This window comes from Paraglaciecola hydrolytica (assembly GCF_001565895.1).
GTDB lineage: Bacteria > Pseudomonadota > Gammaproteobacteria > Enterobacterales > Alteromonadaceae > Paraglaciecola > Paraglaciecola hydrolytica.
Genome location: NZ_LSNE01000007.1, coordinates 118,671 through 145,645 on the forward strand (window position 1 = coordinate 118,671; position 26,975 = coordinate 145,645).

Here is a 26,975-nt window from a genome sequence, read left to right on the forward strand (position 1 = left end):
TCCTGAGCTATTTACGACGTTTTACTCTTCACTCTTTTGTGCAGGAACTAATTACCATAATACGTTGGGCTGGAGCTGAAATTAATCGTGATGCCCAAAAATACGGAACTCAGGTTGCCAAACTCTGACATTTTTGGAAAATGTTTTACTCCCGCAAACGCAGAGAGGTTCTGGGTCAATTTATAGTGGCCTGAAATGGCTAAAAATCCGTTGATGTCGCCCGTTTCAGAAAAATATTTTTCTTCACCAAGGTCGGCCCAAGTAAACTTGTTGTCGGTTAATGAAGCCGCAGCACCTATTTGGTATTCCATTACAAAACGTCTCATCGTAGGATTTCGTGAGTTGAATTGATGACGATAAGATAAGGATGCTTCAGCGCTATGTATAGGGAACTTTAAGGTGCTGTTATTCCACTCTACATATACTTCATCATAGCGACTGAAACCTAAACTCCAATAAAAAGGACTTTTACGAGAGAAATTATCGGCAACAAATATCGAGTAGCCTTGGGTTTCATATTCGCTACCTTGGTGAGCGCTGACGCCCATTTCTAAGGCGTGTGTTGGCAAAGAAAACGTTAATAAAGACAAAATTGTTAGAAGAGCGGAGGCAATTTGCCCCCTAAAAGCCACTTTTTGCCCAATCAAACTGTTAATAATCATCATAAATTCCTATCTTAAAATAACTGCACCTATCATTAGATAGATTTTTGCAAGTATTAAACCAACAATGCCTTGCTTCACTAAAACAAACAGAATGAGCTGATTAATTCCTCTATTGCTTTTACTTGCGATTCGTAGCCGTCTCTTGTTACTGCCCTTAAGCTTGTTGTGAGATTTTGCCAAATTGTTTGGCCCAACTTGCTGGAAATTTGCCTTGTAGCACATAAGAGAAGGCAATCAGTTCGGCGATAACGTGATAAAGCTGTTCAGGAATTTCTTGGCCTAAGTCTAAGGTGGCTAAAAAATCACTTAAGTAGGGATCTTCATGAACTAACACTCCACTTTGTTTGGCGATGTCGATGATTTCTTGGGCTAAGTCACCAAAACCTTTGGCTACCACTGTAGGTGTTGAAGATTCATCACCTTGTTGGTATTTAAGGGCTACTGCACTTTTATTTTTGGGTTCTTTATCCATCTAACTCTCCATTATCCGTTATGCCCAGTATCCTTGAAACTGCAGGCATGTTGGCTGCATTCATTTGCCGCCATGTCATTCCAATGATAAGGGGATATAACCGAAGTAAGTACAACAATGAAGGGGATCGTGATCATGCTTTAGCCTTGAATATATGATAACTACGCTGATCGAGACTCTCTGGGATTTTACCCAATTGGCACTGGCTTTTTGTGACCTCAATACCCAAGGACACTAAACGTCTTTTTAACAAAGGCAAAAAATTCATGAGTTGTTTAAGTACCCCATCGTTAGAGGCATAAAAATCGATTTCTAGCTCATCCGGCCGTAGTCTTGCTTTACTCAGTAGTTCTCCTAATTCACCAACACTTAACTTCAAGGTGAGTTGCCAACTTTGTGGACTATCTATTTGTTGTTCGGCCTGTTTTTCTTTGTGTTCTTCGCGTTTGATCAGCAGTTCAATATTCTTAAATACCCCGCCAAAAGCCGTAGGTAAGTTGTAATAAAAAGTCTCTTGGCCTTGCAACAATTTGTCGGCATTGCTCAATTTATTGCTTTGGTGTTCAGACAACAAGCGCCCAATTTCACGCATCAGCTGTTGCCGTTGTTCTAATTGCGCAAAGTCTTGCATGGTGCGCACCGGGTTTGCTGGACTGGCCGTTTTACTACTGTCGTTAAATAACGAAGGTAATATCTGTGCGATGCGCTCGGCCTGACTGGGTTGATTACGCATTAAACGTGCGGCAAGTGAGACTTGCAACAAGGTAATCAAGCCACTGAGCAAACCTTGGCTGGCAGGTGGTGCGACAAGTTGCACACTCGACGTTGAAAGCATTGGCGCTGTTAATAGCTGTTTGATCTGACTAGCATCTTGTTCTTTGCCCTGAGGTAGGGTTTGAGTTAATTCCTGACTGATTTGTTTCAACCAATTTTGGGTTCCCGCTTCAGCAAAGCCTTTTAGGTTAGCCGGATCACTGAGGATTTTATTAATATTGTTTAATACTGTACTGGCTAGCTCTGCTTTAGGTAACGAGACCCGTAACAAGTTTTGTAATAACTCAGTTTGTTGTGTTTTATCGTTTAAAAGTTGTGGGGTGATCAGGCTTTTAATACTGGGATTATTTTCGATAAGTTGTAACAAGGCCTTGTTATCTAATAAAGGATTTGCCGTTGATTTAATTTGTTCAACGGGTTTGTTGTTTTCACTCACAGGCAGTGGACTTTTATCGCCAGTCACTTTGGGTGCAACGAGGTCTGATGTGGTGCCTGATGGCGTTTTAGTTTCTTTGGCGCCAGCTTCATTTGTACTCAACAAAACCTGGTTAGAGACTTGCGTGGGTTTAACAGTTTCTGCATTGTTTTTATGCAATAAATGGTCGATTTTTAGACTATCGAGGCCGGTAATTTTTAAGGGTTTTAAACTGTCAATTTGGGGGGCACTAAGGGGGAGGTTGGCCACCAGTTTTGGGTGTTGGATCAGTAAGGCCGCTTCACCAGAAGGTTTAATTTGCAAACTGACTTTATCAGGCACCAAACCTAGCAGTTTATTTAAAATTTCTTGATTAGCTTGGGTATTGTTTTGCACTAACTGACTTATTAGGGTTTTAAGCGGTATGGCTAATTCGACAGTTTGGCGAGTAGCTTGTTCACCCAGTAAACCTTTGATAAGTGGCGCGGCTTGCTCTGTGCTTAGATTTAACTTGAGAGATTGGATTGGCTGCCCATTGGCCAACAATTTATCGCTTTGGCGGTTTTCTTGAATTGTTATACTGGCGGGCTTATCTAGAGTGTTGACCGACAAAACATGGCTTAAGGCCTGAGGCACTCGATTGCTCAAAATGACTTGGTCAGCATTTTTGGCATGTTCAGCTTTAGCAAGGGTTACGTCAGGTTGGTTCAGTTTAACAATATTAAGTTGCCAATCTTTGCCTTTGGCGCTAACTTCAACCGTGACTTTATCACCAGCGACCAAAGCCAATGTTTGATTGGCGCTTAAACTTGTTGCCGCTAGATTAAGTGGCAGACTCAATTTTAGTGACTCAAAGTTGAGGCTCAAGGATTGATTATTTTTTTCAACGAGTGTGGCGGCTAATGTCACCAAAGCATGTGGACTTAAGCCAACATTTGTCGACTTTAACTGTGGTAAGGCCGCACTGATGAGTTGATTTAACTGTTGGGCGGGTAATTTTAGTAATAGCTGTGCTAAGGATTCCGGTATGGGAATTGTGCTGACATTACTACTGGCACCCGTGCTGAAAAACTGTAATTGTGGGCTTGGTTGGGTATTAACTTGTACCTGATAACGCTGACCATTATTGAGCTGGCCTTGTAAATTGGTATTGGGTAATAAGGCAGCTTTTATTTGGGCGCTATTTGTTGGGTTTAAACTAATTAAGTTGCCTTCTAACTGTTTAACAATAACCTCAATTGCTTGGCGCGCCACATCTGAATTGGGCGCGGCTTGGCTCAATTGGCTTAGCGCTTGGGTGAGCTGAAAATTAGTATTGAGTGGGATCTCTGTCATAACAGCGTTATCGGCCAAAAGTCAGATTGCTTAGTTCGATTAAACATTAGCAGTAGCGCTGAGCAGGATCTATCTCTTATTTTGTGCCAATGAGTCCTTAGACAATTTCCTGTTACAAATTGTGTGGTCAAATCCGCCAGAAACTTAACAGCTCTGTTAGGTATCATCAGGTCATTATGCTATTATCCGCGCGTTTATTTTTTCATATTTTGAGGGATACTTTGGTTGTACTGAGCGCCCATGATTTGTCGGTAGTTAAAAGCGATAGGTTATTGTTTGATAAGCTTAATTTTTCAGTTGAGCAGGGTGGCTTGTTATATGTCAAAGGGCCTAATGGCGCGGGTAAAACTAGTTTGTTGAGAGTCTTGTGTGGCTTGCTTGATAGCGAAAGCGGAGAAGTCAATTTTAAGCAACAAGCTATCCACAGCGTTAGCAGTTCATTTCATCATCAATTAGTTTATTTTGGCCATAAAGCCGGGCTGAATTTGCGTTTAAGTGCCATTGAAAATCTTGATTTTTGGTGTAAACAGCATGAGCAGAACGTAAGTATTGAACAAATTTACCAAACACTGGCTGAATTGCAGTTAGTGGGTTTAGAAGAGCTACCCATTGGGCATTTATCTGCAGGGCAACAACGGCGTGTGGCCTTAGCCCGTTTATGGTTTAAGAGTAGCGCGTGTTTATGGATATTGGATGAGCCCTTCACGGCCTTAGATACTAGTGGCATTAGTTTATTAATGAATAAAATTGCGGATTTTTTACGCAGCGGTGGGGCAGTAGTGATGACTTCCCATCAGGACTTAGAACTGGATTATCCTAAACAAGAATTAGTGTTGGAGTATCGCATTTAATGACTCCTTTATGGGCTTTGTTCAAACGTGATTTGACCCTGGCTTTTCATCAGCGTGCAGAATTAATACAGCCTCTGATCTTTTTTATGCTGGTGGTGAGTTTGTTTCCTTTAGGGGTAGGGCCCAACCCTGCAACTTTGCAAATGATTGGTCCTGGGGTTATTTGGGTGGCGGCGATTTTATCGTCATTAATGGGGCTAGAACGTTTGTTTCGTGATGATTTTCAGGATGGATCGCTGGAGCAATTGTTGTTATCAGGCAGTGCTTTACCACTTGTGGCCTTAGTAAAAGTGACCACCCATTGGTTAACCAGCATCTTACCTCTACTGATTTTATCCCCCCTGTTAGCATTGTTTTTACACTTGAACGAAGCCATGTATTGGGCTTTGTTGGCAACACTGATACTCGGTACACCCTTATTGAGTTTGCTGGGTGCCATCGCGGTGGCACTGACTGTTGGTTTAAATCGCGGTGGTGTATTACTCGCCTTATTATTGGTGCCGATATTTATTCCCTTACTTATTTTTGCCACATCGGCAGTGGATGCAGCGGCATTAAGCTTGCCATATAATGCACAACTGGCGATTATTGGCGCTATGTTGTTGTTTGCCCTTGCTTTGGCGCCTTTTGCCACAGCCTATGCTTTAAGAGTGAGTCAAAACTGATGTGGAAGTGGTTACATCCTTACGCTAAAACCGAAAAAAGCTACCAGCTATGTCAAACGTTATTACCTTGGTTTAGTGTCTTCGGCCTGTTTACCCTGATTGTCGCGACAGTGTGGGGTTTGGCTTTTGCCCCTGCCGATTACCAGCAAAGTGATGCGTTTCGCATTATCTACATCCATGTGCCTAGCGCGATCTTGTCAAAGATGCTCTACAGCAGCATGGCGATTGCGGCCTTTATAGGTTTAGTCTGGCAGGTTAAAACGGCCTTTATGGCGATGATAGCCTTAGCACCCATTGGTGCTATGGTTACTTTTGTCTCGCTTATCACTGGCGCAGTATGGGGCAAACCCATGTGGGGTACGTGGTGGGAATGGGATGCACGCTTGACGTCACAATTGATTTTATTGTTTTTGTTTTTTGGCGTGATGTCGCTTTACAAATCCTTTGATGATCAACAACAAGCGGGTAAAGCCGCTGGTGTGATGGCTATCGTCGGGGTAATCAACCTGCCCATCATCCATTATTCGGTTGAGTGGTGGAATACCCTGCATCAAGGTGCAACCATCCTGAAGATGGATAAACCTTCAATGCCACCCGAGATGTTATGGCCCTTGTTACTGGCAATTGTCAGCTGGGCCTTAGTTAGTGGGGCGATCTTTTTACTGCGTTTACAAAACGAAATTATCCGCCGCGAAATCAAGCGTCCTTGGGTACTTGCTATGGTTTCGCAGGTTCAAGACGTCAATACTGGCGATAACAATTCACCTAAACCAGAGCAGGCTCAGTAATGCACTTTGAAACGATGAGTGATTTTTGGAATATGGGTGGTTATGGCCTGTATGTATGGTTGGCCTTTGGTTTAGGTTTATTGAGTGTGGCGGTGTTGTGGCTGGAGTCGTGGTGGACTAAAAAAGGTCTGTTGGCAAAAGTACAGGCTGAACAAAAACGCCAGCAGCGCATCAAAAAAGCCAGTACGTCACTCGTTTCCCCTTAATTAACAGCAGAATATAATTATGCAACCCAGACGAAAAAAACGTTTATTTGCCGTGTCGGCCATTGTTTTAGTGGTAGGCGCTGCCATCGGTTTGATGCTCTATGCCTTAACCCAAAGCATTGATTTGTTTTATACCCCCTCAGAAATTTTTGAAGGTAAAAACGGTAAAAAACCGGCCATCGGCCAGCGTTTACGCATAGGCGGTATGGTAGTGCCGGGCAGTGTGCTGCGCGACCAATCAACCCTCGCGGTAAGTTTTGATTTGGTTGATATCGGTCCGATTGTGACAGTAAGTTACCACGGCATATTGCCGGACTTATTTCGCGAAGGCCAGGGCATAGTGGCGACGGGAGTTTTGACCGAGAGTAATCATATTGAAGCTCATGAAGTATTAGCCAAACATGATGAAGAATATATGCCGCCGGATTTGGCAGAAAAAATGAAGGGTATTAAACATATTAAACCCAGCGAAGCCGCTTATGGCACTCCAAAAACCAGTGAATAAGGTAAGTTAGTATGTTGGCTGAATTAGGTAATTTAGCGCTGGTGATGGCGCTGTTAATGTCGTTGTTGCTGGCGATTTATCCCATGTGGGGTGCATACAAAGAACACCCGCAGTTGATGGCCATGGCTAAACCCCTCGCTATTGGCATGTTTGTATTTACCGCCTTTGCCTATGGCTGTTTGACTCAGTCATTTTTAAACGACGACTTTACCGTGGCCTATGTGGCTAATACCTCAAATTCCACCTTACCGATTTATTACAAAATCACTGCGGTTTGGGGCGGTCACGAAGGTTCGTTTTTATTATGGGTGATGATTTTTTCGATTTGGACGGTGGCTGTTGCCTTATTCAGTAAAGCGATTCCAATCAAAATGGTTGCTCGAGTACTAGCTATATTGGGCGCTGTGGGCTGTGGCTTTTATTTGTTTATGTTACTGACTTCTAACCCCTTTGAGCGTTTATTGCCGTTTTTTCCGATAGATGGTCGTGATTTAAATCCCCTGTTACAAGACTTTGGCATGATCATTCATCCGCCCATGTTGTACATGGGCTATGTAGGTTTTTCGGTGGCTTTTGCCTTTGCCTTAGCGGCCTTGATTTCAGGACAGTTAGATTCAACGTGGGCTCGTTGGTCGCGCCCTTGGACATTAGCGGCATGGTCGTTTTTAACGGTCGGTGTAGCACTAGGTAGCTGGTGGGCCTATTACGAATTAGGTTGGGGCGGTTGGTGGTTTTGGGATCCGGTAGAAAACGCCGCCTTTATGCCATGGTTAGCCGGCACCGCTTTAGTACATAGTCTAGCGGTGACCGAAAAACGTAAAGTGTTTAAAGCGTGGACGGTATTATTAGCTATCGCGGCCTTTTCACTCAGTTTGCTGGGTACCTTTTTAGTACGCTCGGGCATCTTAGTATCAGTGCATTCTTTTGCCAGTGATCCAAGTCGTGGTTTGTTTATCTTAGGTTTGCTGGTGATCATCATTGGTGGCTCACTTGCCCTGTTTGCGTGGCGAGGTTCACTATTACGCGGGTCGGGACGTTATGAGTTAATGTCTCGTGAAGTCTTATTGATGGGCAACAATGTGTTTTTGACTGCCGCCACCTTAGTCGTATTACTTGGTACTTTGTTGCCTTTAGTACACAAAGAGATTGGCTTAGGTTCGATATCCATCGGAGCTCCGTTTTTTGATCAAATGTTTACCTTTTTAATCGTGCCTTTTGTCTTTTTTATGGGCTTGGGACCTTTATCACGCTGGAAAAATCAAAATCCTCAAGCCTTGTATAAACAACTGCTGTTGGCCTTTGGTTTGAGCTTGAGCGCCGCCTTATTGATCAATTTCAATTTTGAACAAATGTCTTACATGGCAGTGCTGGGAATATTATTAAGTGGCTGGATTGTGGTGACGACGGTACTTGAGGTATTGCAAAGGATTGAGCCCTTGCGCTTGAATAATCATTTGTCGCTAACGCAAAGTTTGCAAAAACTATCCCCCAGTCATTGGGGCATGGTTAGCGGACATTTGGGTTTTGCAGTCACCTTGATCGGCATTAGTTTGGTGAGTGCTTATGGTATTGAGAGCAACGTGCGTATGGCAATTGGCGATAAAGCAGAGGTGCAAGGTTACGAATTTGTGCTGAATAGTGTCACTGAGGCTCAAGGGCCAAATTACACCGCGGAACATGCAGAGTTTGAGGTGTTTAAACAGGGTGGCTTGGTTACTCAATTAGTGGCCGAAAAACGTTTTTACCCCGTACAACGTAATAGCATGACCGAAGCCGGTATTGATTCGGGTATTACCCGAGATTTGTTTGTGGCTATCGGTGAGCAACTCGAAAATGGTGATTGGGCAATTCGAATTTACGTTAAACCTTTTATCAATTGGATTTGGGCCGGTGCCTTTATCATGGCGTTTGGTGGTTTATTATCTATTTGTGATAGGCGTTATCGTATGGCTAAGTTAGCGAGTAATCCAGAGCTTATGCCTGAGTTAGCGGGGGCCCGTCAGTGAAAAAGTATATTTTATTTTTATTACCCTTAGTGGCATTTGTTGGGCTTTTGGTGTTTTTGTATCAGGGTTTGTTTTCTGATCCTAGAGCGCATAAATCCAGCTTGCTTGAACATACTATGCCAGCTTTTAGTTTGCCAGATTTGATGCAGACTGAGCGCCAATATAGCGCTGAGGTATTTAACGGCAAGGTGACTTTGCTCAATGTATGGGGCGTATGGTGTATTACTTGTGCCATCGAATTGCCTTATCTGACCCAGTTGCAACAAGAGGGTAAACACATCGTTGGGCTGTATTACGATCAAGACATCGATCCGGATTTTGGCATAAAAACAGTCTCTCGCGTGCAACAAGAAGTCACACAAAAACTCAGTCAATTGGGTAATCCCTATGCCTTTAATATCTTTGATGTAAAACGTGATTTATCGCTGGATTTAGGCGTAACAGGCGCGCCTGAAACCTTTTTAATCGATCAACATGGGCGTATTCGTTTACATCATATTGGCGATCTTAATCCGCGAGTGTGGAAAAACAAATTCGAAGTGCTTTATCAAGAGTTGGTGGCCGAACAATGAAAGCTATGAGCCGCTTAGTGTGTTTATTGCTTGGGCTGCAACTCGCATTTACGAGTGTGGCAACCGAAGAAAAATATCCCTTTGAAAATGCCCAACAACGCAGTTTGTTTATGGAGTTAAGCAAAGAGCTGCGTTGCCCTAAATGCCAAAACCAGAATTTGGCTGATTCTGATGCCATGATTGCCGCAGATTTGAAACGTAAAGTGCATGAACTGGTCTTGGCCGGCAACGACAAAGATCAGGTGATTAGTTATATGAAACAGCGTTATGGCGACTTTGTTTATTATCAGCCACCGGTAAATAGCATGACTATCTGGTTATGGTTGTTGCCTGCATTGTTTATCGTGCTTGCGCTAGCGGCTTTGGTGATGAGTCGCAAAAAGGTCAGTGTTAGTTTGGATGCGCAACAGCAACAAAAAATTAATGAGTTATTGGAGCGTGACAAGTGATGGTTTATCTCGGTGGTGCCAGTGTATTAGTGATCTTGGCGCTGTTGCTTATCAGCTTGCCATGGTTACACCGTAGCAAAAAGAATCAACAAGATGTGCTGACTAATACACGTTTAGTTAAGTTGCGTTTATCAGAACTAGCGGTAGAACAAGAGCAAGGTTTGCTCAGTGCCAGTGATCGTCAACAGGCTGAAAATGAACTCAAATTGGCCCTGCTAGACGAGGTACAAGATAATGTACCCGCTCAGCAAGCAACTGTGTGGATTTTGCTACTTGGTTTGCTGTTGGCTGTGGCCGTGGCAGGAACGGTGTATTTTAAAACGAATAGCCTTAGCCAGTTGCATGCTTGGGATGATGCCATTACACGTTTACCTGAATTGGGCAAAAGCATAAATAATAAAGAAGATATTAATACTCAGGATTTGCAGGATTTTGCCTTAGGTTTACGCACCAGATTACATCAAGAGCCGGATAACGCAGTGGGCTGGATGTTGCTTGGCCGAGTGTGGGGCGCACTTAATCAACCACAAACCGCCAAAGATGCCTTCGAAAAATCTATTCAGCTTAATCCTGATAGCGTTGGCGCCTTACTCAGTTATGCTCAAGCTTTAATCCTGATAGGCAGTGAATCAGAAATACGTCAGGCCAAACGAGCATTGCAACAAGTGCTTAAGTTTGAACCAGATAATACGAATGCCTTAGCAACATTAGCCGTGGTGAGTACTGAGTTGGGCGATAACGTTTCGGCGCAGGGCTATTGGCAACGTATACAAGCTGGCTTGCCAGTGAGTGATCCCAATTATTCTATGGTGCAGCAAAAAATCGACGAGCTGAAAAACATAAATGGGGGCGATTTATCTGCATCTACCGAAACGACTAACGTGCTGAGTAATAAAATCAGGATCACCATAAACGTACAATTAGATACAGCTTTACGTCAGCAATTACCCGAAAATGGCGTGGTGTTTGTATTTGCGCAAGATGCGAGTGGCCAAGTCAGAATGCCTGCTGCTGTGGTTAAGCTGCCACTAGGACAGTTTCCCTTCACAGTTGAACTATCAGACGATAACGCCATGATGGCTAATTATACACTGTCGAGTTTATCCAAGGTTAAATTGGTGGCACGTATTTCTCGTGATGAAAACGTGGCGCAAGCTCAAGGCGAATTACAAGGTGAAGTGTTGGTTGATTTACAAGTCGATGATCTTAGCCAACAAACAATTTTGATTAATAAGGAAATAATGTGAATAGAAGGTTATCGCTGTTATTGGGCTTAAGCTTACTTATGCTAGGAGGCTGTGCATCCCAACAGGGGGTTGAAGAGCAAGCTAAACAATATAACGATCCTAAAGATCCCTTCGAGTCGGTTAACCGCCAGATGTGGGATTTTAACTATGATGTACTGGATGCCTATATATTGCGCCCCACAGCAGTAGTCTATGCCGACTATATGCCACAATTTGCACGCACTGGTTTACTTAATATGGCGCTCAATTTAGAAGAGCCCTCCAATACCGTAAATAATCTACTGCAAGGTAAATTAAGTGGCACTTTTGTCAGCTTAGGGCGTTTTTTACTTAACTCAACGGTTGGTTTGTTAGGCTCGATAGATGTAGCCACTGAGATTGGCTTAAAACGTGAAGATGAAGAGTTTGGTGAAGTATTGGGAGCTTGGGGTATAGGTACGGGCCCTTATTTAATGGTACCTGGACTTGGCCCTAACGATCCTCGCAGCGGTGTTGGTACATATGTAGATAGTGCCTATGGCCCCTTAGATAGCCTGAATATCTATTTCACGGTACTACGCTCCGGCATCAAAGCTTTAGAGGCACGAGCAGCTTTAATCCAACAAGAACAACAACTTGATTCATCCAGTGATCCTTATAGTTTTGTTAAAAGTGCTTATTTCCAAAATTTAGAATATAAAGTGAAAGACGGCAAAGTTGAACAGACTAAAGAACAAGATGCTTTAGACGATGATATCGATGCGTATTTGGAAGGCTTATAAATGCAGCTATTAGTTGCTAGTAACCAGCTTAATATTTGCTATAAATTTAGCGTTAGCGGTAAAAGGGAATTGTCGTGTTGAAGCGAACTAGCCTGTTACTTACACTGGGTTATTTGTTGGTATCCGTACCAAATAGCCATGCGTCCCCGTGGATTGGCACAATTGAACCTCAGTTACAGCATGATTTACAAACACTGACTGAATGGGGTTATATAGACGCAGTAACAACAAGTTTTCCGGTTCCTTGGAAAGGCATCGCAGAACAACTTGAACGCTTAAATGAAAGTGATTTAGAGCCTGTTGCTGTCATTGCCTTGCAACGTTTAAAGCACTATTTAACTCAGTTAAAAAATGAAAAAAAACGCACCTTTATTACGCTTTATGGGGCGACAGACAAAAGTCGTTTTACCGCGCTGGATGACAATTTAGCCACTCAAGCAAAGTTAAGATTTGATACGGAGTTATATGCGGGCCGTTGGGCCGCCAATCTTGCAATTAATTATCTGCCGGGCGGAGAGAAAAATTTAGATCATAGCTTTGTTGCTTATCAATTTGGTGACTGGAATTTACGTTTAGGCTCTATCGATCAATGGTGGGGGCCCGCAACCTCTAGCAGTTTGATCATGTCAAATAATGCACGCCCCATCCCTGCTATTGCTTTGTCACGTGCTCAGGCAAGTAAGTCAAAAGATTCTTGGTTGAGTTTTTTAGGTCCTTGGTATTTTACGACTCAGTTAGGTCAACTTGAAAGTGATAGGTTTATTGCTGACGCCAAGCTGTTGATGACTCGTTTTAACTTTAAACCAGTAGCAGAATTAGAAATTGGTGCTTCGTGGTTAACTATGTGGGGTGGAGAAGGGCAAGGAAATGGACTAAATGATTTGTGGGATGTGGTGAGTTTAGGTTCTGAATGTGCCAATCAAGAAGAGTCTTGTCAGGGAAATAAAAAAGCAATTAAAGGCAATCATGTTGCTGCTGTAGATTTTAAATACAGTTTTAAATTGGCTACTGTGCCACTCAGTATTTATGGACAATTGTTTGCTGAAACTCGTGATGCGCAAAAGGCCAATTTGTTTGGAATAGCTACTTATTTCAAAGGATACCGAGTTTATTTAGAATCCAGTGATACAACTATGACCTGTAGTGAAAGTCATTCAGCAGCTACAAACTGTGTTTATGAGGATAATGTATATCAGTCCGGCCTTCGTTATCATAATAGAGCTATTGGCAGTACCTTTGATAGTGATGCAGAAATGCAGAGTATTGGCGTGGTTAAACACTATGTAGATGGAGATATACTGCAGTTATCACTAAAAGCTCTGGACTTAAATCCTGATTTGCAAATGCCTTCTCCAGTGGTTGTAGACAAGGCTGAAAAGGTACATCAACTTGCAGGTTTTTATCAAACTAGTTTAGGAAAATGGCGAATTAAAGTGGGCGCCCAGATAGAGCAAAGTAAGTTTGATAATGGCGATACTGCCATTAATAAACTGCTATACACCCAGTTTAAATACGCCATCAATTAGTTTCGTAGCTAAAGCAGCCCCTACAAAAATGTGAATATTTCTTGTAGGAGTCGACTGTAATCTTGAATATGTTTTAGAAACTAGAAACTAGAAACTAGAAACTAGAAACTAGAAACTAGAAACTAGAAACTAGAAACTAGAAACTAGAAACTAGAAACTAGAAACTAGACATTAGAAATTTAATATCCGTTGGGATTGCTTGACTGCCAATGCCATGAGTCGCGGCACATTTCAGCTAAACCACGTTCAGCTTTCCAGCCTAGTGAATCAAAGGCGGTTTTAGGGTCAGCGTAGCATGCGGCAACATCACCACTGCGACGGGGCACGATTTTATAAGGGATAACTTGGCCACTTTGTTTTTCAAATTCTTTCACCATATCCAGTACGCTATAACCCTGACCTGTGCCTAAGTTATAGGTAACCAAACCAACCTTTTGAGCCAACTTATCGAGGGCTTTTAAATGCCCTGCGGCTAAGTCATCAACATGGATATAGTCTCTAACTCCTGTGCCGTCAGGGGTAGTGTAATCATCGCCAAAAATCGACAAAAATTCTCGTTTCCCGGTCGCAACTTGGGTAATAAAAGGCATCAAATTATTGGGAATGCCATTGGGGTTTTCACCAATGCGACCCGATGGGTGAGCACCTGCTGGATTGAAATAACGCAAAATAGCGATATTCCAAGTTTTGTCAGATTTAAACAAATCCTGCAAAACATGTTCTACCATCAATTTAGACATGCCATAAGGATTGGTTGGCTGACCGGTGGGCATATCTTCTTTTAGAGGTAAAGTGACTGGATCACCATAAACTGTGGCAGATGAACTAAATACTAGGTTTTTAACCCCCGCTTTTTGCATGGCATCACATAAGGTTAAGGTGCCATAAACGTTGTTATTGTAATAGTTAAGTGGCATCGCCACTGATTCGCCCACGGCTTTTAAACCAGCAAAATGGATCACCGAGTCGATGTTGTGCTGGGCAAATATACTATCTAATAATTGGCTGTCACGGATATCACCCTGCACAAAGTGTGCTTGTTTGCCGGTAAGCTCAGCTACTCTGAGCAGAGACTCCTGAGATGAATTACATAAATTGTCTAAAACGATGACCTGCTGCCCTGCTTCGAGTAACTGCAATACTGTGTGGCTGCCGATGTAACCCGCACCACCTGTGACTAAGATAGTTTGCATGTTTATGTTCCTTGAGGTTTAGATTGAGAGAGATATTTGATACAAAGTCCAAATTCCATGGGCTTAATGATCAGAGGATAAAGTAGGCTCACTAATAAGGCCCAGAGTAGAGCAAGCCAGTTATTGCTCACTTGTAGTATCAATACAAAAACAGGGACTAGCATCACCAGCTTGAGCAGGTTTAATAATAGCTTTTCGGGCCCAGTTAGTTTTTTTTGTGCGGTTTGTAAAGCATCTAAACGCTGAGGCAGAGATAAGTGCTGAAGTTGTGGTATCTGTTTACTTGAAAAATACAGTTTCATCTACTCGCCATAGTGACTAATTTTGCTAAAAATTATGCGGATTACCAGCATTAAAAAAGCGCCTGATATTGTTCAGATATCAGACGCTCTAATTATACTATAATTAATATTTGTTATTGAAGGACTATTTAAATCTAGTCTTACGCAGCACTTTCTTTTTCTGCTAGTTTTTCCCACTTACCGGTCTTAAATGACAACAGTAGTAAAACGATACCAATGGCGATACTGAATAAACTGATTTGCATATATAAACCAGGCATCTGCTCTACTTGATTTGGATCAAATTGACCCGCGAGTAAACCGGCGATTACACTGCCCATAGAGTAGGTTAATACAAATACCCCCATCATTTGGCCGCCAAAACGTTTAGGCGACAGCTTGCTTACAGCGCTAAGTGCCACTGGGCTTAAACATAATTCACCAACGGTATGTAAGAAGTAAGTCGCTACTAACCAATAAGGAGCTACTTTCATGCCAGATGCCGCATATTGAGCAGCAAAAAACATCACGATAAAACCTGAGGCCATGATGATCAAACCTAAAGCGCATTTTACGCTGTAGCTAGGTTCAAGCATGCGTTTACCTAAATTTATCCATAACGCGGCAAAGAAGGGAGACAACAAAATAATGAAAATGGAGTTAGCTGATTGAAACCAAGCCGCAGGCACTTCAAAAGTACCAAACATACGTTGTGTATAATCAAGGCCAAATAAATTCAAACTAGAACCGGCTTGTTCAAAACCTGCAAAAAAACAAGATGAAGCGACACAGATTAAAAACAAAGCACCCATACGCTTTTTCTCATCGGCATTAAGTTTACCGAGAAAAAAGATCCCAAAAAAGTATAGTAAAAAGGTGAAAACAAAAATCACAGCAACCTTTTCCGCTAAAGCACGTGGCTCAATTACAATCACCCCCTGAAAGGTTAAGGTCGTAACGATGGCGATAATCGCCAGACATACGCCAATGACCGACCAGGCTATTTTTTGACCCTGTACCGTAAGTGGTACTACAGGTTGCTGAGAAACACCTTCGATATTTTTCTGGGTTAATTTAAATTGTATCAGACCTATTAACATACCTACTGCAGCAGCACCAAAGGCATAGTGGTAGCCATAATTCACCTGCAGATAACCACAAATGCCATAGCCTATTAATGAACCAATGTTAATGCCCATATAATAAAGGGTGTAACCGGCATCACGGCGAGAATCTTTGGCAGTATAAAGTTCACCCACCATGGCACCAATGTTAGGTTTTAATAAACCGGTTCCCAGAACTACAAAAATCAAACCGATAAAAAAGCTCGCATCGTGAGGAATAGCCAAAATAATATGGCCGACCATGATAATCACGCCGCCAAAAAACACCGCGTTTTGCCCACCGATAAGTCGGTCAGCTATCCAACCACCTGGTAAACCAGCAAAATATACTGAGCCGGTATACAAGCCATAAATCGCCCCTGCTGCAAGTACAGTTAAGCCCATTCCTCCTTCTTGCAAGGCTGCGGTCATAAACAATACCAACATAGCGCGCATGCCATAATAACTCATGCGTTCCCACATTTCTGTCATGGCGAGGGTTGATAAACCGAGGGGATGTCCGATAAAGCGAGTGTCACTGGTTCTGTCTATTGTTTTTGTTGTCATTAAATTTGCCTTTAATTTTTATAATTATGTTTTGTTAAAAGAACTACCTTTATGCGCTTACTCAAATTAAGCAATGAGCCAACTAATAAGATATTTCATAGCGCCAATTTGAGCATAGTTCGAAAAGAATTTCTATTTGAGAATATCCGAGGATAAATATCAGTTATTTCTGGGCAGTGTTTAATACTACTGCTAAGGGAATGTAAAAACAGAATTCTCTCAAATAAAGATAATCTTAAAGTCTAACATTTGTAACTAGTAGAAACTTATAGTCGTTATTTTAGCGTTTCGTTACGTTAGTAAGTACGTTATCATAACGTCCGTTTTTAGGTTGATGTTAGCATCAATATTTATTTCAAAGTCTTCAGGGAAGCCGCATGCTGCGACATTTTCAACTTAGTAGTTTATTACTCACTCTTCTCTTCTGTTTTTTTAGTTCTTTGGTTTGGGCACAGAGCGCTCAACAAATTGAACAATTCAAAAAACTACCCAAAGCCCAACAAGAACAACTTGCTCGCCAATATGGAATTGATCTGTCTTCGCTTGAAGGTTTGTCTAGTTCGACATCATTCATAAAAAATGACACTAAAAATAATGAAAATTATTCTTCTAACAAAACATTCGATGAATTTGGAAACCCAATTGTCGATGATAACAAAAATGATAAAACTCGGTTAAACAATGACGCGGAGCAAGAGCTAAAGCTTTATGGTTCGGATCTTTTTACCCGTTCTGTTAGTTCTTTTACACCAACATCAGGTGTGCCAGTACCTGCTAATTATTTGATTGCACCTGGGGATGAATTAGTTATACAGCTATTTGGCAAAGAAAATGAAAAATACAACTTAGAAGTTGCACAGGACGGTAATATTGTAGTACCCCGGCTTGGGCCAATTGCAGTGGCGACTAAGAGTTTCGCAGAAGCGAAAAGCTTCCTTTCCGAACAGATTAAAAAACAAATCATTGGCGTTGAGGTCAGCGTTACAATGGGAGAATTAAGTACCATTAGAGTTTTTGTTATGGGCGAATCTCTCAATCCAGGTGCCTATAACGTAAGCTCACTATCTACCATCACCCATACGCTAGTGGTAAGTGGCGGTGTGAGTGATATTGCTTCGTTGCGAAATATCCAACTGAAGCGTGCAGGTCAATTGATTACTACTCTAGATATTTATGACCTATTAAATAATGGCGATAGCACTAATGATGTTTTGCTTCGCTCAGGCGATGTGATTTTTATCCCCACAATAAAACGCAGTGTGTCAGTCGATGGACAAGTTAGGCGCCCTGCAATCTATGAGTTGAAAAATGAAGATAAATTATCCGACGTTATTAATTTAGCAGGAGGGAAATTACCTCAAGGTTATGAATCTACAATTAGTATTCAGCGGTTTGTGAATGGTGCTCGAGTTCAGATTACAGCTAAGTTAGATTCTTTGGACACTAAAATAATGGATGGCGACAGTATATCGGTACCTGAAGTATCTGCTTTTTTGTCTGACTCTGTAACACTGATCGGAGCTGTAGCTCGTCCAGGAGATTATCAATGGAAGGCAGGTATTCGTATTAACGATATCATCGTGGATGTACAGAAAGATTTGTTAGAGTTTGCTGATTTATCCTATGTTTTAATTTTACGCGAAATCAATAGAAGTAGGGATATAGAGATACTGCAAACAAATTTTTTAGATGAGAGTGATAGTGACAAAGTTAGTAACGTCGCGTTGCAACCCAATGATAAAATCGTCGTGTTCTCCAAAAATGAAAATGAAGCATTGATAGATACTACCCTAACTGACATGGCTTTCAGTCAGACGCAGTTGGTAAAAAAAGAAAAAGAACAGTGGAGAAAAAGAATAGATGAAAAGTTATTCTGGAAGAGCATAGGTGTATCAGATGAGAAAATTGATCCAATTTTATCTGAAAATGAAACATATGCTTTGCAAAACCAGCCTATTGTTCAGTTAAGCGACTTGGAGAAGAAGCAGATTATTGAGTTTAAAGATCACGGCTTCTTTTCTCGTAAACGTCTATTAGTGCCTATTTTGGAAAAGTTGAATCAGCAAGCAAGAATGGGGAGTCCGTTGCAAATATTGGAGATAGCGGGAGAAGTTAAGGTTCCTGGTATATACCCATTAACAAAAAATGCTTCTATTAAGGATGTAATTGTTGCTGCAGGTGGTTTTACTGAATCTACCTACATGAAAAAATCAGAAATCACTCGTTCAGAAATAAACTCTAATGGTGTCGCCCAAATTAGCCATATTAGTTTTAGTCCCTCTGATATTTGGCAAGCCAGTTCAGAAGAATTAGCGTTAAAAAGTAAAGACCGTATTAATGTTTTTACAACGCCGTCTTGGCAACAAGAGTTAAAAGTCACCGTCAAAGGAGAAGTTGAGTTTCCAGGTGAATATTCTATTCGCCGAGGGGAAACATTGGGCGACTTAATTGAGCGTGTAGGTTTTTTAACAAAATATGGTGATGCTGATGCTGCAGTCTTTACTCGTGAAACGTTAAAAAAACAAGAGAAGGAAAATTTACAAAAGTTAGCAGGTGAATTACGTAAACAGATTGCAGCAGTAAGCTTACGCAAACAATCAGGAGCTGGCCGTATAGTTAGTTATGACGAAGCAAAAAAGTTACTCAAGGATCTGACCGATGTTGAAGCAGTAGGCCGCTTAGTTATAGATTTCGAAGGAATTTTGGCTGGAAGTAAAAAAGACGATGTTATTCTTCAGGACGGCGACATTCTTTATGTACCAGGGAAAAGTCAGTCTGTTAATGTTATTGGTGAAGTATATGTGCCCACTTCACATATGTTTACTGCTGGAATAATGTTGGGTGATTATGTTTCAAAAAGTGGAGGATACAGATCCTCAGCCGATAGAGAACGTACCTATGTCATAAGAGCAAATGGTTCGGTGTTTGTGCCTGACGATGGTGGAAGTTTTTGGTTCTCTAGTCATAAAAATGAGCAGTTGGGTATTAAACCCGGGGACACCATAGTTGTACCGCTTGACTCTGATAATGTCGATAATATGACCTTATGGGCAAATGCAACTCAAATAATATATCAATTGGCCGTGGCTGTGGCAGCTATAGGCAGTTTGTAACGCGTCATTGCCTAATGGTTATTGAAGTAATAATTATAAAACTGATTAGTATGTTATGATAAGTTATACGTGTTTTGCTAAATAAATACTTTATATTAACTTAATTGATGATTTGTAGGTTGACCTTGGCTCCAAAATTTGGAGAATAAGCTCGGTATATGTTTCACTAACGTTTAGTGATTTACTTACACCAGTGAGAATGTAGTATAGAAAATCGATTGCAATACTTAAATTTAACTAAAATTAAAAATAAGTAGTTGAAATTGATAACAAGTGTGCCATTATTTGCACCGAGCTAGTTTAAAGCTGGCGCAGATGCAAGAGTGACTCAACAAATGCCACTTCTTATATTATTACGTCGAAAGGCGAAAAAAATTAAGAAGTTAATAACTGGTTTTGTTAGCTTTTTGAAATAATTAACAATGTTTTTAAACATAAAGTGCTTTAAGCACATAACAAGGAGAAAAGAATGAAGCGCTCATTAAAACTCGCTTTAATTCCAACAGCAATCGCTGCTGTACTAACTGCCAATTCGGCGTTTGCTGGTTCAGAAGCTTGCTTCGAAGTATATCCCGCTGCTATTGATGCTGTTGTAACTGCTCATGCGACAAAATATAACGCAGCTGCATGTATCGTTGAAGCTAACCGTACAGGCGCTACTGCAGTAAACTTAGAAGCTACAACTTCTACTTCAATCGCCTATGAATTAACTGGCGATTATGACGTAGATTTACAAGATATCGATGGTGGCACTAACAATCTACACGTTGTGTATATTCCTACTACTGATATTCCCAGTGGCACAGTTATAGAAATTAAATTAACTGGTGCTAAGTGGAAAGGCAATGCTAACCAAATGCATTTGGTTCAGTTGGGTGCAAATTATGAATTGGTTGCCTCTTCTGATGGTGCTTTTGATGGTACAGATACTATTACCTTCTTAACTAAAGCTGGTGTTACTATTGGTGCAGGTACTCGTTTAGCCTTCACTAAAAATAATGCTATTGACGGAACTGCTGCTCCAGCTAACTCTAATTTAATTGAGTCGCCTACGTTCAATATCGCTAATACCGGCTGCCCAACTAACGCTAAAGTTTCTATTCAAGCAACTACTGCTAAAACTGACGGTGGCAATGGTTTTAACATCCAAGGTGGTGTATCTAAAGTTCAAGAGCTAGCAGATATCTCTCCACAGTTTATTATGTTTGATAAAACTAATGGCGCTGCGGTTTATGCCTCTGGTTCAGCTTCTGTAACTGTTGAGCAAGTTGATGCTGAAGATACTAACGGTACTCCACGTACTTTGTTTGTTGAAGATGGCTTAACTCCTACGTCAGGTGATTTTGTAGTTAATGGTAACAACACTGTTGTTTATCCATTCCGTATGGTTGACCGCGCACCTGAGCTAGATAAGTTTGTTACTTTGGCTCCTGGTGATAACGTAGCGTTGTCATTTGAAACTTCTGCTGCACCTGGTGCAACTGTTGGTTTAGGTTTGTATGATTCGTGGGCTACTAATGGTCAAACGACTAACTTGAAGCCTACTACGCCTACCGACTTGAATGGTGCAACTGCAGGTACTTTAATTATGCCTAGCACAACGGCTACTACTTATTCTTGGTTGGCATCTGATGCCTTCGCAGATGGTGGTGAAGCAGACTATTACACTGATGTTGCTGCAGTTAATGATAACGCATGGTATATGACGCTTGAAAATACTACTGCTGCTGGCGTGATGAACTTTAACTACAATGTTTCTGTAGCTTATAGCCTTAATTTTGCTGCTTCAACCCTGATCGACCACTGTTCTGCTACAGAGCAAGCGTTTGATATCGGTGTTAACGGTGCGGTACTTAAAGTGCCTTATACTTATGACACAAGCAGTAACTTCATCCGTATTACTAACGAGCACTCAGAATCAGCTCTTATTACTCTAGACATCTTTGATGAAAGCGGTAATGAGTTAACTGCTGTTCAAATAGGTAGTGTTGGTGAGCATGCTTCTGTTGTTTATACTGCAGATAACTTGATTGATATGGCTCAAAACGCAGGTTATGTTGGTACTGGTAAACGTCATACTATGACATTTACTGTTACTGCGCCTAAAGACAGCGTACACGGTGTTTCTGTACAGAAAATACCTGGTGGTGTTGACCGCGTATTACCAGTGTTGGATACCAACATTTGGCAACAATAATAATCTGAACTTTCAGATTGTTTAAAGGCCCTCTTTGGAGGGCTTTTTTTTTCTTTGTTTTAAATTAATTGGAGTGAATATGAAGGTAATTTACACAGTACTTATTGCTTTACTTATAACTACCACTTCGTCTTTTGCACAAGAGTTGCAGGCAGGAAGTGAAGTGGCTGAGTTACAGTCACAGGTAAGAAACTTAAGTATTATGGTTGAACAGATTAGAAAAAACCAAATGGTAATGGCTCGTCAGATGGGGTTGGTTAAGCCTCAAGCGATTTTACCCGGGGAGCCTGTACCTTTATCTGGGGCTACTTATATAGGCGATAAAGACGCCAAAGTTGTTATAATGGAATTTACTGATCTACAGTGTCCATTTTGTCAGACATTTAGCTTAGAAATTTTCCCTCAGCTTAAAAAAGCGTATATCGATAATAATCAACTTTTATTTGTAAATCGCCAAAATCCCATTACTCATCACGCACAAGCGCGAGTGGCTGCAAAATATCTGTTATGCGCCGCGGAACAAAACAAGTTTGAAGAAGCAAAAAAAGCCATCTTTACCAAAGGTGATTTAGTAAAAGAAGAAAGGTTTACGGGTATTGATGTTATTGCGGGACTGGATCAATCAAACTTACAAGCCTGTTTAGCTGATGATGTAAAATTAGAAAACCAAATTAATGCCGATATACAACTTGGATTACGCATTGGTGTAGCGAGTACTCCAACAATGTTGGTTGGTATCCAAAATAATCAAAACTTAGTCGAATGGGTCAAAGTGGAAGGTACTAAGCCATTTGAATATTATGCTGAGTTAATTGATAACTTATTAAAACAAATTAGCGACTAGTTATTTGTAGATCTTACTGCACAGCTAAGGCAATTCCAGTAATATTATCTTTACTCTTGTTTTAAACATATTCATTTCAGACGAAAAATAAGCTTATTTACCTTTTCGTCTGAAATGTCGTAAGTGATAGTGGTGATATGAAATTAAAAAAATTAAATATGAAAGGCTTTACACTAATCGAGTTATTGATAGTGATGGTTATATTAGGTTTGCTGGCCTCGTTAGTGGCTCCCACAATGTTTAGTAAGGTGGGGACGTCTAAGCAAAAAACCGCAAAGGCTCAAATGCAAATGTTAGCGACTGCAATTGATGCATACCGTCTCGATACCGGTGATTATCCAAAAACATTAGAAGATTTGAGAGTTTCAACTGGTGATTTTTGGGATGGTCCTTATATGCCAAAAGAAATACCTAAAGACCCTTGGGGTAATCAATATATTTTGTTAAAAAGTGATAACGGAATTAATTTAATATCTTATGGCAAAGATGGGCAGCCGGGTGGAGAGGATGAAAACCAGGATGTGGAATACTAAAGTTCAATTATTTTTGCATGAAAAAAAGTGGATTTCTAGTCAACAATTAAATGAAGCTTGGCGGATTACGCAAGAACTAGATGAGCCTTTTGATTCTGTCTTAGTTAATATGGGTTTGTTAGATGAGCAGCGTTATGCCGAAATGTTGTCTACTCTATTGGATAAACCCAGATGGTTTGGGACGTTATCTGATTTCAATGACATCGATTACGTTACTCCTAATATCAACATCGATTTTTTGTATAAACACAGGATGGTTCCGCTGAGTTTAGATTCAAACGATGTCAAAATTGGTTTTGCTAATCCTCATGCCCATGAAGCTTTTGATTACTTGAGATTTCTTGATTTACCGCTTGAGTTAATGGTACTGACGGCTAAAGATTTCGAATTAATTAGTGAACAACAAAAATCATTAAGTAGTAGCTCTACCGATATGTTTTTATCGAGTAATGTGGAACATTTACGGCAACTAGCCCAAGGTGCTCCAACAGTCAATTTAGTTAATAATTTAATCGCTGAAGGCGTTAAGTTAGGTGCATCCGATTTGCACATAGAGCCAGTAGATGGTCGTTATCGAGCACGTTACCGAATCGATGGTATCTTGAAAGAAGCTGAACCAATACCCGTAAATTTGCAAGTGGCTGTTATTTCAAGAATAAAAATTTTATGTGGGATGGATATCGCAGAAAAGAGACGGCCTCAAGATGGCAAGATAGAAACCCGCACTGGTAGTATTGAATTAGATATACGTTGTTCATCGCTTCCCTTAGGGTTTGGGGAAAGTATGGTAATGCGCTTCTTAATAAAAAATGCATTGCAATTCAATTTGTCTGAGTTGGGTTATGCAGATGATTTACAGCGCTTAATAGATGAAGATCTCAAACGTTCAACCGGCGTTATATTGATGACCGGTCCGACAGGCTCAGGTAAAACCACTAGCCTTTATTCTTTCTTGAATAAAATTAATACAATAGATTTAAAAATAATCACATTAGAAGATCCGATCGAATATCAGCTGGCCGGTATTAATCAGGTTCAAGTAAAAAGTGATATCGGTTTTGATTTTGCGAAAGGCTTAAGAAGTATTTTGCGTCAAGATCCTGATGTAATTATGGTTGGTGAGATACGTGACGGTGAAACAGCCAAGATTGCGTTACAATCAGCTTTAACAGGGCATTTAGTTTTTAGTACTGTGCACACCAATGACGCTCCTACTGCGTATACGCGTTTACTCGATTTGGGCATAGAAGAATACTTGTTAAACGCCGGCTTAATTTCAATAATGGCCCAACGTTTAGTTAGGAAGCTTTGTACAAACTGTCGTAAACCTAGCCCTCACTTGTCCGACTTTGTTACTAAATATAATTTGGCTGAACTGGCAGGCAAATTTAATATTGATAGTATACAAATTTGTGAAGCTGTTGGTTGTAAAATGTGTGAAAACCGCGGATACCAAGGGCGAGTAGCATTATTAGAGTACTTACCCTGTACCAGTGAAGTAAGAAACATGGCTAAAAATGAGAAGTTACTGGATTCGCTCTATCATTACATGGATGACAATGGCTTTAGGAATTTAAAACAAGATGGCTTTTTAAAAGCGATGCAGGGTATTACCACTGTGGAAGAGGTCCTTAGGGTTGCAGGATGACGGAACTATTTCGATATACGGCTTTTTATCAGGATGGCAGAAAAAAACAGGGTGAGGTCAATGCCGTAAACGAAAGTGATGCTGATGCGAAAATTAGACGTGATGGCCTTATACCTGTCTCTATTAAAAAATTAAATAGCGATGCAATTTCTAGTAGTCTGTTTCAATCTGTCAGTTCCAGTGATATTGAGCAATCTACCCGGCAACTTGCATTGTTGTTGGATAGTGGGTTACGCATTGATAAAGCTATAGAGGTTTTGAGTAAGACATCAAAAAATAGTTTGATGAAAACCATTTGGAAACTTGTTGGTGCAGATATATCTGAAGGCCATGAGTTGAACAAAGCGTTGTATAAACACCCTCAAGTGTTTGATTCATTGTATTGTGAGATGGTTCATATTGGAGAAAGTACTGGTACGCTGCCTGCGATTTTCGATCGACTCGCTGAAAATATTAAATTCCAAAATGATTTACGTAAAAAAGTAGTTCAAGCTTCCGTTTACCCTATGTTTATTTTAGTAGTCTGTTTAGTTGCCATTTTAGCAATTTTTAACTTTGTCATTCCAAGTATGTCTGGTGTCTTTAGTTCAATGTCTGAAATCCCTGGTTACACTCAAGCTTTACTGGATTTTAGTCAATGGGTTCAAGACTATCAGCTGACGATGTTGATTGTCGCTATCTGTATGTCAATTGGTTTATTTTTCGTTTGGAAGCAGCATCGGTATCGGGAAAAGCTGATTAAATATGTGTTTAAGTTACCTTTAGTTTCTAGCTTGGTAAGACGTGTCGACAGGATCCGATTTTCCACAGCGATGCATCTCACCTTATCTAGTGGATTAAACTTATCCGAAGCTCTTCTACTTTCTGCCAATACCGTTTTAAGTGATGAACTAAAGCAAGAGCTGTTGATATTTTCAAACAACGTGTCTTCCGGACAAGCGATTTCAAACTCAATAGAAAATGTACATCTTTATGACGAGCTAGCGGTTTCATTAATTAGAGTTGGTGAAGAAAGTGGTAACTTAACTTCTTCATTTAAAGAGATAACGACTGTGGGACGTCAGAATTTTGAGGATTGGGTCCTACGTTTTACTGTTCTTTTAGAGCCATTATTAATACTTGTGATGGGAGGAATTGTTGGCTCAGTGGTGATAACGATGTTATTGAGTATAGTGTCAATTAATGATGTTTCATTTTAATTCACGTCTTGGATTTACCTTAATTGAGTTGTTGATAGTCATGTTTATTATCGGGTTAACATCGTCTCTCGTATTACCCGCAATGATGAAACAAATAGAAACTACCAGAGAGCTGAGTGAATTGGAAAAAATTAAAAATATTGTCAGTCTTACCAAAGTTCAAAGTTTTTATGCTGCAAAACAGTTTAAGGTTGATATTGATGATAACCAATTAGAGATATCAGAATATATCGGTAACGAAGAGTACCAACAAAGGCGACTTTTTGTACTTAATCATATTACCTTCATGAGTAAAGATGTGTTTTTGGTCACCAATGGCGTGGTGGAAGATGTCGAAAGCATGATTTTGATTACAAACCGCGGCCGGGAAATGACTCTTAGTTTATGAGACATAACCACAAAGGTATGACCTTAATTGAAGTGCTTATAGCAAGTACTATTCTTTTTATGGTGATAAGTGCAGTTACGATGATCGTACGGACTAACGTATTGTATCAACAACGTTTGGAGATCCAGCTTGATGACTCCTATTCGATGGACTCTGTTTTGGACGAAATTAACTATTATCTGGAATATACCGATCAAGTCACAGGAACGGCATTAATTGGTCGTAATAGTTATGAGTGGAGTGCAGAGATGCTAGAAAAGAAGCCTGTGGTTTCCAGTTTAGATGCCAGTGTAGCTGATGAAAATCATGATCGAGGTTTTCTGTTGATATACCAGGTATCTATCAGAAATTTGCGCAAAACGTTCAGGCCGAAATATTACACCAAATTAGTTTGGCGTCAAAATTAACGTGAGAAAATCAAAAATAAATTGGGGATTTACTCTGATTGAGGTATTGATTGCGCTAGTAATAATGACCGCTGTTATTACTATTTCCGTGGGGGCCTTTCAGATGTTTAATCCTGCTAATAGTGACAAAGATACTAATGTACTGGATAGAACAGTTGACTTGATTGGCAAACAAAAGATGTTCCGTTCTTTGCGCGCTGCACAGCATTATTCAACAAGAGATGACAGTAATACTAGTTTTTTGGTTTTTATGGGGGAACAAAAT

26 protein-coding genes are annotated in these 26,975 nt (G+C 40.7%); 20 read left to right on the forward strand and 6 right to left on the reverse strand.

Going from position 1 to position 26,975, the window contains the following annotated elements; genetic code table 11:
• Positions 1-47: 47 nt before the first annotated feature.
• From AX660_RS14300 to fliK, 3 genes are all read right to left on the reverse strand, one after another.
• Positions 48-665 carry a hypothetical protein gene (locus tag AX660_RS14300; protein ID WP_068378145.1) on the reverse strand — a complete coding sequence of 206 codons (618 nt, stop codon included), beginning with the start codon at positions 663-665 and terminating at the stop codon, positions 48-50.
• Between the two features lie 154 nt (positions 666-819).
• Positions 820-1,137, reverse strand: coding sequence for an EscU/YscU/HrcU family type III secretion system export apparatus switch protein (locus tag AX660_RS14305; RefSeq protein WP_068378147.1), 318 nt, complete (start codon positions 1,135-1,137; stop codon positions 820-822).
• A gap of 133 nt (positions 1,138-1,270) precedes the next feature.
• On the reverse strand, positions 1,271-3,679 hold the full coding sequence (gene fliK, locus AX660_RS14310) for a flagellar hook-length control protein FliK (protein WP_082768922.1): 2,409 nt from the start codon (positions 3,677-3,679) through the stop codon (positions 1,271-1,273).
• Positions 3,680-3,837: 158 nt separating this feature from the next.
• On the opposite strand from fliK, the gene ccmA reads away from it, so the two are divergent.
• The 11 genes from ccmA (at position 3,838) to AX660_RS14365 (ending at position 13,237) form a co-directional block, all read left to right on the forward strand.
• The gene (gene ccmA / locus AX660_RS14315; RefSeq protein WP_407669391.1) at positions 3,838-4,512 is read left to right on the forward strand and encodes a cytochrome c biogenesis heme-transporting ATPase CcmA; all 675 of its coding nucleotides are present in this window, start codon (positions 3,838-3,840) and stop codon (positions 4,510-4,512) included.
• Entirely contained in the window at positions 4,512-5,177 is a 666-nt protein-coding gene (gene ccmB, locus AX660_RS14320) for a heme exporter protein CcmB (protein WP_068378149.1), read from the forward strand. The genes ccmA and ccmB overlap by 1 nt, the downstream gene beginning before the upstream one ends.
• Positions 5,177-5,965 (forward strand): heme ABC transporter permease, encoded by a 789-nt coding sequence (locus AX660_RS14325; RefSeq protein ID WP_068378151.1) that lies wholly within the window; start codon positions 5,177-5,179, stop codon positions 5,963-5,965. The genes ccmB and AX660_RS14325 overlap by 1 nt, the downstream gene beginning before the upstream one ends.
• Positions 5,965-6,171: a heme exporter protein CcmD gene (gene ccmD, locus AX660_RS14330; protein ID WP_068378153.1), complete on the forward strand. Its 207-nt coding sequence runs from the start codon at positions 5,965-5,967 to the stop codon at positions 6,169-6,171. The genes AX660_RS14325 and ccmD overlap by 1 nt, the downstream gene beginning before the upstream one ends.
• 19 nt (positions 6,172-6,190) lie before the next feature.
• On the forward strand, positions 6,191-6,676 hold the full coding sequence (gene ccmE / locus AX660_RS14335) for a cytochrome c maturation protein CcmE (protein ID WP_068378155.1): 486 nt from the start codon (positions 6,191-6,193) through the stop codon (positions 6,674-6,676).
• An 11-nt stretch (positions 6,677-6,687) separates the two neighbouring features.
• Positions 6,688-8,682, forward strand: a complete 1,995-nt coding sequence (locus tag AX660_RS14340) for a heme lyase CcmF/NrfE family subunit (RefSeq protein WP_068378157.1) — start codon at positions 6,688-6,690, stop codon at positions 8,680-8,682.
• Positions 8,679-9,254, forward strand: a complete 576-nt coding sequence (locus tag AX660_RS14345) for a redoxin family protein (protein WP_068378159.1) — start codon at positions 8,679-8,681, stop codon at positions 9,252-9,254. Before AX660_RS14340 ends, AX660_RS14345 begins: the two co-directional genes overlap by 4 nt.
• The gene (locus AX660_RS14350; protein WP_068378160.1) at positions 9,251-9,703 is read left to right on the forward strand and encodes a cytochrome c-type biogenesis protein; all 453 of its coding nucleotides are present in this window, start codon (positions 9,251-9,253) and stop codon (positions 9,701-9,703) included. Before AX660_RS14345 ends, AX660_RS14350 begins: the two co-directional genes overlap by 4 nt.
• Positions 9,703-10,950, forward strand: a complete 1,248-nt coding sequence (gene ccmI / locus AX660_RS14355) for a c-type cytochrome biogenesis protein CcmI (protein ID WP_082768923.1) — start codon at positions 9,703-9,705, stop codon at positions 10,948-10,950. The genes AX660_RS14350 and ccmI overlap by 1 nt, the downstream gene beginning before the upstream one ends.
• Before the next feature lie 38 nt (positions 10,951-10,988).
• Positions 10,989-11,711 carry an MlaA family lipoprotein gene (locus tag AX660_RS14360; RefSeq protein ID WP_082768946.1) on the forward strand — a complete coding sequence of 241 codons (723 nt, stop codon included), beginning with the start codon at positions 10,989-10,991 and terminating at the stop codon, positions 11,709-11,711.
• 74 nt (positions 11,712-11,785) lie between these two features.
• The gene (locus tag AX660_RS14365; RefSeq protein WP_157884341.1) at positions 11,786-13,237 is read left to right on the forward strand and encodes a capsule assembly Wzi family protein; all 1,452 of its coding nucleotides are present in this window, start codon (positions 11,786-11,788) and stop codon (positions 13,235-13,237) included.
• Between the two features lie 179 nt (positions 13,238-13,416).
• Here the strand turns inward: AX660_RS14365 and galE are convergent, their stop codons facing one another.
• From galE to AX660_RS14380, 3 genes are all read right to left on the reverse strand, one after another.
• Positions 13,417-14,430, reverse strand: coding sequence for a UDP-glucose 4-epimerase GalE (galE, locus tag AX660_RS14370; protein ID WP_068378163.1), 1,014 nt, complete (start codon positions 14,428-14,430; stop codon positions 13,417-13,419).
• A gap of 2 nt (positions 14,431-14,432) precedes the next feature.
• On the reverse strand, positions 14,433-14,732 hold the full coding sequence (locus AX660_RS14375) for a DUF6170 family protein (RefSeq protein ID WP_068378164.1): 300 nt from the start codon (positions 14,730-14,732) through the stop codon (positions 14,433-14,435).
• A gap of 140 nt (positions 14,733-14,872) precedes the next feature.
• Positions 14,873-16,381, reverse strand: coding sequence for a peptide MFS transporter (locus AX660_RS14380; RefSeq protein WP_068378166.1), 1,509 nt, complete (start codon positions 16,379-16,381; stop codon positions 14,873-14,875).
• 377 nt (positions 16,382-16,758) lie between these two features.
• Here AX660_RS14380 and AX660_RS14385 point away from each other — a divergent pair, with 377 nt between their 5' ends.
• The 9 genes from AX660_RS14385 to AX660_RS23320 form a co-directional block, all read left to right on the forward strand.
• On the forward strand, positions 16,759-19,494 hold the full coding sequence (locus AX660_RS14385; RefSeq protein ID WP_068378168.1) for an SLBB domain-containing protein: 2,736 nt from the start codon (positions 16,759-16,761) through the stop codon (positions 19,492-19,494).
• A 469-nt stretch (positions 19,495-19,963) separates the two neighbouring features.
• Positions 19,964-21,691, forward strand: coding sequence for a hypothetical protein (locus AX660_RS14390; protein ID WP_068378170.1), 1,728 nt, complete (start codon positions 19,964-19,966; stop codon positions 21,689-21,691).
• A 79-nt stretch (positions 21,692-21,770) separates the two neighbouring features.
• The gene (locus AX660_RS14395; protein WP_068378171.1) at positions 21,771-22,535 is read left to right on the forward strand and encodes a DsbA family protein; all 765 of its coding nucleotides are present in this window, start codon (positions 21,771-21,773) and stop codon (positions 22,533-22,535) included.
• 137 nt (positions 22,536-22,672) lie between these two features.
• A complete protein-coding gene (gspG, locus tag AX660_RS14400) occupies positions 22,673-23,068 on the forward strand; it encodes a type II secretion system major pseudopilin GspG (protein WP_068378173.1) in 396 nt (131 codons plus the stop codon).
• Entirely contained in the window at positions 23,013-24,716 is a 1,704-nt protein-coding gene (locus tag AX660_RS14405; RefSeq protein WP_235594750.1) for a GspE/PulE family protein, read from the forward strand. Before gspG ends, AX660_RS14405 begins: the two co-directional genes overlap by 56 nt.
• A complete protein-coding gene (locus AX660_RS14410) occupies positions 24,713-25,915 on the forward strand; it encodes a type II secretion system F family protein (RefSeq protein WP_068378176.1) in 1,203 nt (400 codons plus the stop codon). The genes AX660_RS14405 and AX660_RS14410 overlap by 4 nt, the downstream gene beginning before the upstream one ends.
• Positions 25,899-26,303, forward strand: a complete 405-nt coding sequence (locus AX660_RS14415; RefSeq protein WP_082768924.1) for a type II secretion system protein — start codon at positions 25,899-25,901, stop codon at positions 26,301-26,303. Before AX660_RS14410 ends, AX660_RS14415 begins: the two co-directional genes overlap by 17 nt.
• A complete protein-coding gene (locus AX660_RS14420) occupies positions 26,300-26,710 on the forward strand; it encodes a PilW family protein (protein ID WP_068378179.1) in 411 nt (136 codons plus the stop codon). Before AX660_RS14415 ends, AX660_RS14420 begins: the two co-directional genes overlap by 4 nt.
• Position 26,711: 1 nt before the next feature.
• Positions 26,712-26,975 (forward strand): PulJ/GspJ family protein (locus AX660_RS23320; RefSeq protein WP_162266422.1); only part of this gene is annotated, 264 nt, incomplete at its 3' end.